This is a genomic window from Parvibacter caecicola, from assembly GCF_003725335.1.
Lineage (GTDB): Bacteria > Actinomycetota > Coriobacteriia > Coriobacteriales > Eggerthellaceae > Parvibacter > Parvibacter caecicola.
On sequence record NZ_QIBY01000003.1, the window covers coordinates 1 to 12304 of the forward strand.

9 protein-coding genes are annotated in these 12304 nt (G+C 50.6%); 2 read left to right on the forward strand and 7 right to left on the reverse strand.

What is annotated here, in order from left to right; genetic code table 11:
- Positions 1-560: 560 nt before the first annotated feature.
- Positions 561-2381 (forward strand): hypothetical protein, encoded by a 1821-nt coding sequence (locus DMP11_RS03155; protein WP_148041079.1) that lies wholly within the window; start codon positions 561-563, stop codon positions 2379-2381.
- A 107-nt stretch (positions 2382-2488) separates the two neighbouring features.
- On the opposite strand, the gene DMP11_RS03160 is transcribed toward DMP11_RS03155, so the two are convergent.
- On the reverse strand, positions 2489-3463 hold the full coding sequence (locus DMP11_RS03160) for a polysaccharide pyruvyl transferase family protein (RefSeq protein ID WP_123185063.1): 975 nt from the start codon (positions 3461-3463) through the stop codon (positions 2489-2491).
- A 301-nt stretch (positions 3464-3764) separates the two neighbouring features.
- On the opposite strand from DMP11_RS03160, the gene DMP11_RS03165 reads away from it, so the two are divergent.
- Positions 3765-5150, forward strand: coding sequence for a lipopolysaccharide biosynthesis protein (locus DMP11_RS03165; RefSeq protein WP_123185064.1), 1386 nt, complete (start codon positions 3765-3767; stop codon positions 5148-5150).
- A 38-nt stretch (positions 5151-5188) separates the two neighbouring features.
- On the opposite strand, the gene DMP11_RS03170 is transcribed toward DMP11_RS03165, so the two are convergent.
- Genes DMP11_RS03170 through DMP11_RS03195 form a run of 6 tightly spaced genes read right to left on the reverse strand, consistent with a single transcriptional unit; the run spans position 5189 to position 12303 of the window.
- Positions 5189-6238, reverse strand: a complete 1050-nt coding sequence (locus DMP11_RS03170) for a glycosyltransferase family 2 protein (protein ID WP_123185065.1) — start codon at positions 6236-6238, stop codon at positions 5189-5191.
- A 19-nt stretch (positions 6239-6257) separates the two neighbouring features.
- Positions 6258-7358: an EpsG family protein gene (locus DMP11_RS03175; RefSeq protein WP_123185066.1), complete on the reverse strand. Its 1101-nt coding sequence runs from the start codon at positions 7356-7358 to the stop codon at positions 6258-6260.
- Entirely contained in the window at positions 7358-8464 is a 1107-nt protein-coding gene (locus DMP11_RS03180) for a glycosyltransferase (RefSeq protein ID WP_148041080.1), read from the reverse strand. Before DMP11_RS03180 ends, DMP11_RS03175 begins: the two co-directional genes overlap by 1 nt.
- Before the next feature lie 49 nt (positions 8465-8513).
- Complete coding sequence (locus DMP11_RS03185; RefSeq protein ID WP_211329064.1) at positions 8514-9209, reverse strand: sugar transferase; 696 nt, start codon at positions 9207-9209, stop codon at positions 8514-8516.
- Positions 9206-10420 (reverse strand): DegT/DnrJ/EryC1/StrS family aminotransferase, encoded by a 1215-nt coding sequence (locus DMP11_RS03190; protein WP_123185068.1) that lies wholly within the window; start codon positions 10418-10420, stop codon positions 9206-9208. Before DMP11_RS03190 ends, DMP11_RS03185 begins: the two co-directional genes overlap by 4 nt.
- 14 nt (positions 10421-10434) lie before the next feature.
- A complete protein-coding gene (locus DMP11_RS03195; RefSeq protein WP_123185069.1) occupies positions 10435-12303 on the reverse strand; it encodes a polysaccharide biosynthesis protein in 1869 nt (622 codons plus the stop codon).
- Position 12304 lies beyond the last annotated feature (1 nt).

Here is a 12304-nt window from a genome sequence, read left to right on the forward strand (position 1 = left end):
ACTTGTGCCCGTATACCACTACAGGCTTTCCGACAGGGGCATTGTCTAGAAGATACGCGGCCAAGCTATCTGATTTATCCCAAAGCTCCGCATAGCTTACTGAGTTGGCCTCAGAAGACCCCCCCCCCATGACGCGAATTCACAAAAGCCGTTCTCCGGGGACTGGTCCTCCTACAAGAATTTAACTTCTCCAAAAAAAGGCTCATTTTCTTTCCCATTCATACAATCTGCCCATGCGATTGAGCACATTCTACCAGAACCTTTTTCCTCGTTCTGGAATTCACCCTTCCCACGTCATACCACCCGAGAAACCGGATAGGGAGTGCAGGCAGGTCGGGCACGGGGAAGCCGCATGTATTCTAATTACACTAAACCATTCACCAGGTCATTACGCCCTATACCCCTTGCAAGCCGAAGCATCCCTCGCGCCTTAGCAACGCCGGGATCAGGGGACCAATTGATTCTCGGGGATATACCATTTCCTTTACAGCGCAAAGAGATTGCGGGTTTATACTTGTACCGCCCTACGTCCGCAGCGGGAATTGGAGCGTCTCTAAGCCGTGTCTTCCAAAGTCAAAATATATAATTCCCGATGGAAGTCCCTTGCCCTTCCGACCCTTTTGTTACTTAACGCTATTACCGTCATGGGCATTTCTCTCTCACCGAGCGGAACCATGGGTGCCGATGATTGGACCATCAGCACCATCCTTAGCGGCAATAACGAACTGCAAGGTCCATGTCTGTTTATAAACATCCTCCTTTCAAGCATAATTCTCCAGCTGAATGCGCTTTCTGCCGGGGTCAACTGGTTTATGGTTGTCGAGAGAGTAGCCACCTTCTGTTCCGTGGCGCTACTCCTTTGCCTGTCAACGAAGACCCCCCCCCATAATGCAAAATATCTCCAGGTGATTTCGGCATTATTTTTGGTGATGGTTATCCCAGGATGCCTCATCAACAGCAATTTCACCATCGTAGCAGCATGCTGCGCAATATCAGGAGAACTGGCCCTCGTCTACCTTGTCGCCACTTCCCACAAGACCAAAAGGCGACTATTCCTTTGGCTAGCATCTACCTTACTCATTGTCTTCGGCTTCTGGTTCCGCGCAGACATGTGGCTCCTGACAACCCCTTTCTTTGCCCTGGTGATCATATGCCTGTGGCTCAGCGAAAAACGGAGCCACCACCAAAGCCCATGGCGCGCAAAGCGAGTCCTGGGCGCCATAGCCCTGCCTCTCGTCATCATCGGCATGAGCTACGCGGGAGACGCCGCTTTCTGGAACACGCAACCGGAATGGCACACCTGGCAAGAATACAACCGGGCCAGGTCTTATCTTTCCGATTATCCGGTCCCGGAATACGACACGATAAGAGCTCAGCTAGACCGCCTAAGCATTTCTGAAAATGACTGGTGGTTAGCCACGCATTGGACCACAGCTTCTCCCGAAGTGTTTGACACGGCCACGCTTAAAGCCCTTGATGAAATTCAACGGGAGGTCGAATCGCCCGACACCGCACAACCGTACGCCATCCATCTTGCAAGTCGACCACACCTGATAGCCTTGCTGCTGTGCGTACTCGCAATAGCATCTTTCGTAGTAAAGTCTAACGGGGCTAAAGCCGTTATCTGCGCTTTTGCCATACTTCCAGTCGTCATCAATTCCTACTTCTGGGATACGGGAAGGCTTCCGAGTCGCGTTGAAGACCCTGTCTGGGCGATGAGCTTCGCGTATTGCCTCCTGTTTATGTGCCTTTATACCCAGCCCTCTGCTCCTACACAAAACCAGGGGGGACGCAAAGACTCTGCCTCAGGAGCCAAGGCCATTTCTGCTCCGAACAAGCCTTGGGCACAAACGGTCGTTGCTAACCTTTCGCCTAATGCCTCGCTAATACTTCTCAGCTTATTGCTTGTTTCATGGAGCGCTTTTGCCGTCCATGGTCTTTCATTCAATCCGCGGAGTGCAAAAGACTCGCTCGACATAAAGCAATCGCCAATAGTGCAATACGTAGAATTGAATCCTGGAAACGTCTTTTGGTGGGACACCTCCTCAATGGAAGCGTATCGAGACGCCTTTGGCAGCAAGGGCATCCCCCCACGAACCCTTTTGGCGCAAAACTTTAAGCTGGGAGGCTGGACCACCGAATCCCCTCAAACAAACAACGCAAAAAATCAAGCAAACGTCTCTTTGGGAATTGGCAGCCTAATCGACAACGAGAAGGCCCGATACATCTCGCTTCAAGGAAGCGCAGTAACAGACCATCTGCTCGTGTTCCTACAAGAACACTACAACCCATCAGCGGTCGCCATACTTGAATTAACGATAACAAACGACAGTACGGGACACGTCTTCGAGGTGTGGAGGTTTGTGGCCGAAAACGCCTAATTATTGTCGCCGCAAGTCGCCAAGCGACCAACACAGCTGCGATCCTGGCTATCCTCAATGGACACCCTAAGCCGCACCAATGACAACAACGCTGCAGAGAAGACCCCTTAGAAGAGGAACTGGGATTTCCACTTCTCTATCAAGTCGAAATCCAGACCCGTTATCGTTGTCCCCCAAGACGCGTTTATCATCTCCGGCAGCTCCGAAATTTGTTCGCGAGGCAAAAATGGGATAGAGAAGGACTCATTCATGCCCGAGGCACGATAATCTATGCCGATTATCACCGCACGGCAGCGATGCTGCAACGCATAGATGCCGCCATGAAGTCGATTTCCAATATAGTCAATATCCCCCTCTAGCAATAACCTATCAAACGCCGAAAGATTTGGAGGCACGAGGTTAATCCCATCCAAAGAAACAAGCTCTTCCAAATACTCCAAATCCTTCAGAGTCTGAGGCCAGAAATAAGCATCGGAATAGTTTTTCCTAATTGCGTCAATCATAGAGCGGTCCCGCTCCACGTCGGGATGATAACAGGTCAAGGTAAACACAGCCCTGTTCGCCTTCGTACTCGGAATACCTTTGCAGTGGTCACCTGTCAGACCCCATAGAGTCGGACAACCGGTATTAGCCACCTTAAGCCCAAGATCATCGAGTATTTCAGCCGTTTTAGCGTCTCTAACACTATGGACAAGGTCTTTATTCAGAACTTTGGAATAGAGTCTCCTGGTGTACCAGGAGACCTTTTCGCTGTTCTTTCCTCGACCTACGCCCAAAAGAACCGCTCCTTTGACAATGCTCGTGTTCCACAAGTAAATATTCCATGAGGGTTTAGGGCGAAGCATATCCGTATAGAGGAGATTAGTTCCACATATTATTTTATAGTCCACACTACTGTAGGTACTATTTTTCCCAGAATACCAATTCTGCCAAGTGTAAAAGAGTGGCGTATGGGTAGGCATCCGCAAAATATAGTTGCCTTCGAACAATTGCGGCCAATTTGCCGCAATTGATGTATTGATGATCTCATCACCCATATTTAACGACGCAATCGACGTGTCGTATAAAGCTACAGTTTTCACAAAACCTCTCTTCGCCAGCAAACAGTCACAATCAGCAGAACCTGCAGCCCGAAGACCAGCTGGACGATTGGGACAACAGGGGAATCACTTAAGCCGCGACTCAACGAGTCAACCATAATTGTCGAGCACACGACATCCCTATTACGAGGGGCGCCAAGAAAACCAACAAATAATCCAAACAGCCCTCCACGAGCTTTCATGGCGCAATTACGGCTGCCACCTCGCTCCTCCTCGCGCAGCGGGCTCTCTGATATATTATTTCAATTGCACCACACATCCGCCACGTTAAAGGTAATCATAGATGAGCATGCAAGTTCCCATGAAATACAAGCGCTTGGTCCGAGACACCGGCATCTTTGCCCTCGGGAGCGCGGGCACCAAGCTAGTACTTTTTTTCCTGGTTCCCTTGTACACCCATTTTATGTCCGATGCCGAATACGGTATCGCCGACCTTGTCGTTACGGTTTCCCAGCTTATCATTCCCTTTGCATCGCTCTCCATCTTCGACGGCGTCCTTCGTTTCGGGCTCGCAAAAGGATTCCGCACCTGCGACACACTGCTCAGTGGGCTAATTGTCAGCAGCATAGGCAGCGTGGCGGTATTGTTTCTTACTCCTGCTCTTGTCCTTTATCCCGCCATCTCCGAATGGCGATGGCTCCTTTCGGCATATGTTGTAGCCTCTCTTTTCAACAACCTTTTCATGAATTACCTCAAGGTAAAGGACCGCAATAGGACCTACGCCGTACTGAGCATTCTTCAAACCCTTGCACTTGCAACTCTTAACATTGTTCTGCTTGGATTCTACCATTGGGGTATAGCAGGATATCTGCTCTCCCTCGTCGCTTCCTGCGGTGCAAACTCCCTATTCGCCCTTGTGCTTAGTGGCGCGCTGACCGACCTCAAAACCGCCACGATACGTAAAGGCATGACCAAGCAGATACTTGCCTATTCTTCACCGCTCGTACTTAACAGTATCAGCTGGTGGGTCATCCAATCGTCAGATAAGATCATGATAGATGCAATGGTTGGTGCCGCAGCACTCGGAATATTTACAGTAGCAAGTAAGATTCCCGCAATGATTAATGTGATTATCTCCATTTTTTCTCAAGCGTGGGGGCTCTCCTCGATACGCGAGTACGAATCCGATAACGACACACGCTTTTACTCAAATGTTCTAAACATTTACCAGGCTATCGCATTCGGAGCCGCCATTGTGCTCACAGCAATCGTCAAGCCCTTCATGGCAATATACGTAGGAGAAGCCTTTGCCGCTTCATGGCAGTTCGTTCCGCTTTTGCTCGCGAGCTCCGCCTTCTCCGCCATAGCCTCCTATTATGGATCCCTTTACTTGGCGCTGAGGAAAAGTCTTAACAATATGTGGACCACCATCGCAGCCGCCCTCGTTAATCTAATCACCAACTACTTTGGAATTATGCTGTTCGGAATCTGGGGCGCCGCAATTGGTACAATGGTTTCATTCGCCCTCCTTTTTATTATTCGCCTGATTGACGTAGGACGATATCTCAAGATCGAGCTAAATAAATCAATCCTAGCAGCAAACATCCTAATCATGCTTGCAGAAGTCGGCTTTGTGTCCCTTGATTACTGCGGCCCGCTGGCATCAGCACTTGCAATTGCGACATTCGCCGCCGTCAATGGTCGTCTTCTACTTCGGCGCAAACGATAAGAAGACAAGGCACCACCCGCAGCATTCCTCGCATCGGGTCACCTCGAGCCCGTTCTGCCAGCCTTGAATCGCCAGAAAGGGCCGGCAACAATCCCGATCAGGGTACCCATGCCGTAGGAGACATGAATTAAAGGAAAAAGAACGGGCAACGCAAGAGCTCTAAAATCACATGGCCACGACGCCCCAATGGCACACATCGAAAGAACAAGGTCTGCAACCAGATACAACGTAACTAACACTATGAAAGGCATCCAGTTGGCAAGAAGAAAGCCCACTATGCCAAAAACTAGCAACGTAAGCACAAAAACAAGGGGGGCAAAATGATAAGGCCGGAAACAACGAGGCTCGATGTAGAGAGTTTTTCCAATCCAATACCCATTAAGCCATTTTTGGGTCAGCATTTTTCCAAGGCTCGCCCGGGCGAGCTGCACAGACTTAATCTCAGGCGAAAGGCAGATTTTGTAGCCGCTCTGTCGAATCCTGTAATGAAGCTCGTTATCCTCCGTCCGACGCAAGCGCTCGTCAAACAAGCCGGCCACTGAAAACACTTCACGTTTGTATGCACCGTGAAATACCGAATTAACATACCGTTTATCAGCATTCCTCCTGCATGACGCCACACTGCTCCCAAACGCTGATTCTTCTGCCATGTGGAGCACGCTCTGCCAGCCAGTTGGATCCTTCATCACCGTGGGCCGCACGCCCCCACATACATCTTCCCCGGATTCAAGTGTGGCAATACTCGTGGCCACAAAATCACTAGGGATACGCGCATGAGCATCTACGCGAATAATCGCGTCGCCCCGGCTGGCGCCGATGACGATATTCCAGCCGCAAGGTTGAATCTGCCTCTCGTTTCGGTAAACAAGCGTAGCAGCAAAATCATTTTTTTTCGATTTTGCAAACTCATCCATGATGGCCTTCGTTGAGTCGGTAGACATTCCGTCCACGAGTATTACCTCAATCATTGCGTGAGGAAAAGTCTGCGCCTCTATATCCCTCAGCAAATCAGGCAAAGATAATTCCTCGTTCCGAGCTATGACGCCAACCGTAACCAACGAAATACTGCTCCCGCCAGTTTTGCCCACTTAGTTCACCATCCCTGCATTAAATCCAAGACTGATATGGGTATAGATGGTTCCATTCTGGCCTGAGCCACAGGACAACCAAGAAGAACAATATGAACGCAACGCCAATCAAGGCGCAAACTGCCTTTCGGTTTCGCAGACTACTCCTGCAAATCAAATTTGGAAGTTCGCTTATAGAGACAAATAGAAAGTATTGGGCAACTCGCGAGAAGAGATTCATTGAGAAACCGAGGGCAGACACAAAGACAAGCAAGCAAAAGTCCCATCTAACCAAATCACGGTAAGAATCTTTACCAGGCAGGTCTTTTGTGCACGCGTAAACCAATAAGCACAGCACACCTGCCCGCAGAACATAGTATGAGGTTGCAAGCCATCCGGAAGAGGCATAGGAATTTGTCAGATAACGCGAGTAGTAATCACCCAAAAACGGCCCTATTGCCGCAGAGAATACCCCCGTCATGCAGAGCAAGCAAATCACGGCACCGAGAACAAACACCACCATAACCCGCTTAGGGGCCAGTTGCTTGAATAGAAGGGCAAAGCAAATCAAAGCCGTCAGATGGAAAGTAGCAGCCAGAAAAACGAGAAGGGAGAAGCAGACTTTACGGTTTTGCTTAAGCTGCTGATAGGCAAACAAAATTACAAGAAGGGCGAAGCCCTGCCTGAGCTCATTCGTGAACACTGAAAATGCGAAGCAGAACGCAAGACATAAGGAGAGCGGATAATTATCTGAATACCTGAAAATATAAATCGCCAGCAACACATACATGATCGATGCAGTAATTTCAAGGAAAACATGCGGGTCGTCGGTAATAGTTCCCACCAAAAAACAGTAAACCTGAAAACCGATTTCGTACCTTCGCCCAGGTTGTATCCCCTCCCTAAAGGACAGAAACAGCTCTACATAATTTGCAGTATCGTTTCCAATATTGATTGCCCGCTCCGCCGTAAACCACCATGCGACCAAGAGGGCTATTGCCACCAAAACGCCAGTAACGATTTTGTACGTTCGGGGGTCTTGCCGAGACCCTTGCTGAAGCCGATTGTGCCACACGTCATCAAGCAACCCAAAACATGCAACTACTGCGACCAGGCCCGCCAACGCTACGTACAGAAACATTACGAATCGTCTCGCTTCACGGATGATTGAAGAAGGTCTTCATATCTGGCCACGGCACACGCAGCAACTGTTTGCCAAGAGAACTCCTGCATAGCTAGACTACGGGCTTTCGCCGACTTTGCCCACATATCATCCTCATCAGCCTCCGTGACCTCAAGCAACATACGAGAAATTGAATCGACAGTGTTATCCGCAATCCAGCCAGCACCATACTCTTCGATGAAACCGCCCATGGTGGTTCCTCGCGTGAGCGCACAGGGCAAACCGTAGCTCAGCGCCTCGAGGATTCCCATTGGCATTCCCTCAAACCTTGAAGTTTGCAAAAACACGTCAGAGGACAAAAGGATTTCCTCCTTCTCCTTACCACAAACCGCAGGGCTTACCGAGACAATATCTCCCAGAGAACGCTCCGATACCAGCCTTTCCACATTGGCAAAGCGCCCCTTGTAATCTGGCCCATATATTTCGAATGAAGTCCGTTTTCCCCTCAGGTAATCAGCATTTAGCGCAATAGCGTCCATCATCAAATCCAAACCCTTGTGATAGGCATCCAAACGCCCTACGTAGACAAACCGAATCCCCTCACCCGAAAATGAGGCCTTCACGTTTTTAGGCATAAAGATGCCATTTGTGGCAACAAACTTCTTTGCCTTAAATGCCGTAGACTGCATTTCCTTATCCGAAAGCAGCTGAAGGGCAGCAGATTCTCTAATAAACTTGTTGAAGAAAATCGCATTCGCCACCATCTTTTTCAGGGCCTTTTTCTTTAACGCCTGCTCCGAAAGCTCACCATGAGGAATGACGAAGTAAGGAATTCCCTCACTTTTAAGCTGCTTCGCGATAGCGAGATACGGAAACCGATAGGCTTCGTGAAATACTACAATATCCGGTTTCCGCCACGCCCTCTTTACTTCATCCAGGGACACAGGAGCATTCACGAAAATCTGATTCTGCGCAGAGTCTATTTTCTCGCCTGAAATATTCAAGAAAGCTGTTTGGGCAAAAGACCCTTGAGCATTTGCATGTAAGGGCGCAACTACACAGACCCCATTAAAGGAGTTGTTTGTAATGCAGGCGATATGGAGGATGTTCAGATCAGCGCTCAAGATAATTCGCGCTCCATAGATCCGCAAAGCAAAAGCAAAATCACTGTCATTACCTCTCCCCTCCAAAAACAGCTAAAACTGTCTTGGACAAAAGTCTCGCTTCCCGCAAACAAGAAAAACTCCCTAAATCATTCAGATTATAAGCCATTTTATCTGGGAGAATGGCATTAACATATACCCCGTCCGTGTCGCTGGATGAATCTAGCAGTCGAGCCTCGTCCTTGAACTCAATGCTGGCCGACGACGTTACTCCGGCTGGCAACAGAAGCGTCGCCCTCATCTCGGGCGTGTAGGCAGCCACATACTTCGGCACTTCCGGGCGCGTGCCCACGAAGCTCATGGTTCCCCGAAACACATCCAGCAGCTGGCTTATCTCGTCCAGACGATAGTCGCGAATCTTCGCACCCACCCGGGTAATGCGAGCATCTCCACTCGTAGTCACCGCACTACCCATCGCGTCCGCCTTGTCGCACATAGTGCGAAACTTAAAAATACGAAACGTTCTCCCGTATTGAGTCACCCGTTCCTGCCGAAAGAACACCGGCCCTGGAGAGTCGACCTTAATCGCAATCGCCAGAATCAAGAACACGGGACTGAGAATAACGAGCAGAAGCGCAGAAAAAACCACATCGAAGATGCGCTTAACTATCAGCTGCCTTCGCTTCTTAGAAAGGGCTTCGTAATATGGCCGCACTTCGGCGGTTCTCATGTCTTCCGGGAGCTCGTCCCAAGGCAGCAGTCTCACGCAACTTCCCCGATGGTCTCCATGAATGCCGCCGCGATCGCGTCCACTTCCTCATCGGTCAGCAGGGTGTGCAACGGCAACGTGATCTCATTTTCGTAATGGGCCTTCGCGTTGGGGTATGCGGCAATATCGAACCCGAGCTCCTTATAGGCAGTCAGCAGCGGCAAGGGCTTGTAGTGCACATTCGTCGCCACGCCCTTCTCCCCCATCTTTTCAATAATGGCGTTTCGCTGCTCGAGCGTAATTCCCGGCACACGACAAATGTACAAATGCCCCGAGGATTGGCGTTCCGCCACATAATGCGGCAGAGGCTGTATGCCAGCAGCGAGCAATGCGCCGTCATAGCGCTCAATCAGCTCCTTGCGCCGCCGCAGCATTTCCGGATACCGCTTAAGCTGCACCAAACCTAAAGCCGCCTGAATGTCCGTCATATTGCATTTGTACCACGGCCCCAAAATGTCATACTCCCATGCGCCTTTCTTGGTTTTGGCCAGGGCATCCTTCGATTGCCCATGCAAAGATAGCAGCTGGAACTGCTTGTAAACGGCCTCGTTGTCAACACCATCCGGCAGATTCCAGGTCACGCAACCGCCCTCAGCGGTAGTGAGGTTCTTTACCGCATGAAAAGAAAAGGAGGAGAAATCGGCAATCGCGCCAACCTTGCGACCCCGATATTCCGCCCCGAAAGCATGGGCCGTATCAGCGCATATTGCCACACGGCCAATCGCCTTTTGCAAATCATTGGCAGGGCTGAACAGGGACTTTTTGCGCTCTACTATTTCGAATATCGCGTCATAATCACAAGGAACGCCGCCTAGATCGACGGGCATTATCGCCTTAGTATTCTCAGTGATAGCCTCGGAGAGCTTTTCGTAGTCCATCTCAAAAGAATCAGAGGCGCAATCTACCAAAACAAGCGTAGCACCCACGTGGCACACCACAGAGGCACTAGCGGTATAGGTGTAGGCGGGCACAATCACCTCGTCCCCAGGCCCAATACCCAAAACGCGCAAAGCCATCTCGGCGCAAGCAGTCTGGGAATTGAGGCAGACGCTCTTTTCAACGCCGATATAGTCGGCAATGCGTCGCTCGAATTCCTTGACCCGAGGACCCGTAGTGATCCACCCCGACCTTAGGGCATCAGCCACCTCCACTATCTCTTCTTCGGTAATATCAGGTGGAGAAAAAGAAACATTGAGCGTCTTTGCCATCTTCCGCATCCTTCTTAACGAAATTCCGGGGTGTACGTAGGTACGGCTTTCTGTAGCGCCACCTTTATCTCATCGTTAGACAGCTCGAGCGAGCCTTCCAGCAGGTCCAACCTTTGCGGCACTTGCTCAACCTCGGGCCGAATGCCCTGGATAACCGTGATGGACCCGTTCGCCGTGGGGGCAGTAGGCTCATCGGTCATACTCAGCTCTTCATATAGCTTTTCGCCTGGGCGCAAACCCGTCACTTTAATCTCAATATCCTCCCCAACTGTCAGGCCGGAAAGGCGAATAAGGTTCTCGGCCAGATCATAAATGCGAACCGGCTCTCCCATATCGAGCACGAAAATCTCGCCACCTTTAGCCAAGGCGCCAGCGGTAATCACGAGACGAGCCGCTTCGGGGATGGTCATGAAGTAGCGCGTAATGTCTTTATGGGTAACCGTAATGGGGCCACCGTTTTTGAGCTGCCGCTTGAACAGCGGAATTACGCTGCCGTGGCTGCCCAACACATTGCCAAACCTCACAGATGCAAACACTGTCTGAGAATCCGCCGCAAAATGCTGCACTACCATTTCGCACATACGCTTTGTTGCCCCCATGACATTTGCGGGGTTCACCGCTTTGTCGGTGGAGATGAGGATGAAGTGGCTGCACCCACGCTCGTCCGCCATGCGAGCCACATTCAAAGTGCCAAAAACATTGTTCTCTATGGCTTCACGAGCGTTCGTTTCCATAAGAGGAACGTGCTTGTGCGCTGCTGCATGGAAAATCACTTGGGGCTTATGGCGGTCAAACACTTCCTCCAAGGCGGGCATATGGGTAATCGACCCTATTTCGGTAACCACCTCAATGCCAGCTTCCAGGGCCTGCGGACGAATTTCATGGAAAAGCTCGTAGACGGTATTCTCGTAGATGTCGAAAAGAACTATCTTGCCTGGCTTCGCCGGAAGCAGCTGACGAACGAGCTCGCTGCCGATAGACCCGCCGCCACCCGTAACAAGCACCGTTTTGCCCGTCAAGTAGTCCCCCACCAACGACTCGTCGAGAGCCACCTCTTCCCGCGCCAGCAGGTCCGGCACCTCAACATCGCGCAGCACAATGCGCCCAAGCTGGCTTTCGGGAATGTCCTTTATCTGGTCGGGCACCGTAAGCACCTTGCAGCCAGTTTCAATGCAGTAATCGTAGATGCGTTTTTTCTCCTTGCGCGATGCCGCAGGGGTGGCAACGACGATTTGCTCGATTTGGTTCGCGGCACAAACAGAAGGGATGTCTGCACACGAGCCCAAAACCTTAACGCCGTGAATGCGCCTCCCCACCTTTTTGGGATCATCGTCAACATACGCCACAGGGCAACCGGGTATATCGTCATTGCCCGCCAGCATACGATTAACAACCAAACTCCCGCTTTCACCAGCACCCACAACAAGAGTGCGGGGTAGGCCCTCGCCCTGAACCCCCAGAAAAGACCAACTGCGCTGGCGGGAGTTCACACGGATAAGGAATCGCGAGAGGGCGCATATCACAAATAAAATGGCCCAAGCTGAAATATAAACACGGAAGGGCATGCGCGTTGGAAACAACGCCATACTGAGCACATCGCCAATAAGAGAGCCCACTAAGGTGGCGACAACTATGCGAGCCGCATCATCAACGCTCGCATACTCCCACATGCTGTTGTACATGCGAAAACACGCAAAAACTACCACGTTCACAAGGGCAATAAGCACGACTTGGCTAATAAATAGACCCGATTCCAAGTTAATCTCGGTTGCATTAGTACCCCATGCAGCAATAAGAAAGGCTGCAATTGTGGCAACCACATCGATAATAACCAGAGGAAATGTCCGGACAATGACTCTCATTCTTTTTTCGGCTTTCGCCATT

Coding starts and splice junctions, on each gene's coding strand:
- DMP11_RS03190 (WP_123185068.1), bottom strand. CDS start 10,420: ATGGCAAAGACGCTCAATGTTTCTTTTTCTCCACCTGATATTACCGAA.
- DMP11_RS03175 (WP_123185066.1), bottom strand. CDS start 7,358: ATGTTTCTGTACGTAGCGTTGGCGGGCCTGGTCGCAGTAGTTGCATGT.
- DMP11_RS03195 (WP_123185069.1), bottom strand. CDS start 12,303: ATGGCGAAAGCCGAAAAAAGAATGAGAGTCATTGTCCGGACATTTCCT.
- DMP11_RS03165 (WP_123185064.1), top strand. CDS start 3,765: ATGAGCATGCAAGTTCCCATGAAATACAAGCGCTTGGTCCGAGACACC.